This window comes from Streptomyces chiangmaiensis (assembly GCF_036281785.1).
In the GTDB taxonomy this organism is placed as follows: domain Bacteria; phylum Actinomycetota; class Actinomycetes; order Streptomycetales; family Streptomycetaceae; genus Streptomyces; species Streptomyces chiangmaiensis.
On sequence record NZ_JAYWVC010000493.1, the window covers coordinates 1 to 2104 of the forward strand.

The window sequence follows — 2104 nt, forward strand, 5'->3', positions numbered from 1 at the left end:
GTGAACGAAACATTACGTCAAGGACGCGTACAGAGGCAAATCACTTACGGAAGCGCGCCGGGTCACGGGGTGGGTCACGCCGTCAACTCCTGCCGCAGCGCATCGCGCAACCGTGCCGCCCGCTCGGACACCTCGGCGGGTCCGAGCGACACCGCGCGGTCGGCCCAGCGCTGCCCCTCCGCCAGCTCACCCTGACGCGCATAGACGAGGGCCAGCCGAAGGGCCGCCCGGCCGTGCCCCGCGTTCGCCGCCCGGGTCCACCACAGCGCGGCCTCCGGCTCGCTTCCCTCACGCGCCAGCAGCAGCCCCAGGTTGAACGCGCCGTTGCGCGACCCGCCCTCCGCGGCCTCCCGGTACCACCGGGCCGCCTCCACGACGTCGCCGCGCGCGGCCGCCAGCATCCCGACCCGCACCTGAGCCCGCCGGTGCCCCTGCGTCGCCGCCCGCTCGTACCACTCCTCGCACTCGGTCTTGCCGTGCGACGGCTCGCCCAGCTCATGCGCGGGCGCGGGCGGCCGGCGGGCGTCGAGCAGGGTCGCCAGCCGGTAGGCGGCCTCCGCGCTGCCGCCGCCCGCGGCGCACCGCAGATGCCGCTCGGCCGTCTGCTCGTCGCCCTCCCGCAGCCGTGCCATCCCGACCTGGAACGCGGCCTCGGTGTGCCCGGCGGCCGCCGCCCGCTCGTACCATCCGAGCGCGGCCTCGTCGTCGTCGCGTCCCGCGTACAGGATCCCGAGGTTGAAGGCGGCGTCGACGCTTCCCGCCTCCGCGGCCTTGGAGAACCACGGCTCGGCGCCCGTCGCGTCCCCGCCCTGGAGCAGCAGGATCGCGAGCGCGTTGGCGGCCTCGCGGTGGCCCGCGTACGCCGCCCGCCGGTACCACTGGTCGGCCTGCGCGGTCCGTCCCTGCTCGGCGCAGAGCAGCCCGAGGTTGTAGGCGCCGTTGACGTCACCGGCGTCCAACGCAGCCCGGTACCACCGCTCGGCCGTCTGCGTCTCGCCGCGCTCGGCGTGCAGCGCCCCCAGCGCGTTCGCCGCGTTGCCGTCACCCTCCTGCGCGGCGCGCAGCCACCAGACGGCGGCGTTCTCGGTGTCCCCCGCGTCCCGCAGCAGGAAGCCGAGCGCGCAGGCCGCCCTCGCCTCCCCGTCCTTGGCGCTCGTCAGATACCAGCGCCCGGCCTCCTTCAGCTCGCCCCGCTTCTCCAGGATCGCGCCCAGGTGCAGCGCGGCCCGCCGGTGCCCACGCGCCGCGGCCTGCCGGTACCACCGCTCGGCCTCCTCGAGCGCCGACGGCTCGACACCGTTGTCGGCTCCGGCCTCCTGCTCGTGCAGGGCCTTGCGGTCGAGCGCACGGGCCAGCCGGTAGGCGGCCTCGCGGTGCCCGCGCTCGGCGGCGGCACGCATCCAGTGCCCGGCGCTCTCGTCGCCGCGGTGCTCCAGCAGATCGGCGAGCGCGTACGCACCGAGGGTGTGGCCCTGTTCGGCGGACTGACGCAGCCAGTACTCTGCCGCCGGCTCGTCGCCGCGTTCACGATGGTGGCGCCCGAGCGCATGCGCGGCCGCGGCGGACCCGGCGACGGCGGCGATCCGCCACCAGCCGGCCGCCTCGTCGGCGTAGCCACGCTGGTGCAGCAGGACACCCAGGTTGTTGGCCGCGGCACGGTCACCCGCGGCGGTGGCGGCACGCAACTGGGGCTCGGCTCCGTCGAGATCGCCGCGGCGCAGCAGCATGGCCCCGAGGACGCTCATCGCCTCGACGTCGCCGGTTTCAGCGGCAAGCCGATGGCGCACTTCCTCGGCGGCCTCGCCGGTCTCGTCCTGACCGGCGGACTGCGCAATTCGCCCCGTCCCGAACAGAGCTGCCTTCTCCCCCATAACGTCCATCGTCGCACCACCTGCAACCCGGGTACACCTGGTATACCGCAGCCAGTGAGGTCACTTCAGCGTTTTGTCGACATGCCCACAGAGAGACAAGTCAAACACAGAATGGCCAACTCCCCCCGCAAGCGGTCGCACTTCACGAGAGTGGGCAGGTCACGCCGTACTCCCCGTCGTGTCGCGCACACGTGGAAGGCCCGGATCCTTGATCAGGATCCGGGCCCTCTACT

Annotated in this window: 1 protein-coding gene; it reads right to left on the minus strand. The window is 73.9% G+C overall.

Annotated features, from left to right (window positions below; genetic code table 11):
• Nucleotides 1–74: 74 nt before the first annotated feature.
• Nucleotides 75–1880, minus strand: coding sequence for a tetratricopeptide repeat protein (locus tag VXC91_RS44850; RefSeq protein ID WP_329513089.1), 1806 nt, complete (start codon nucleotides 1878–1880; stop codon nucleotides 75–77).
• Between the last annotated feature and the right edge of the window lie 224 nt (nucleotides 1881–2104).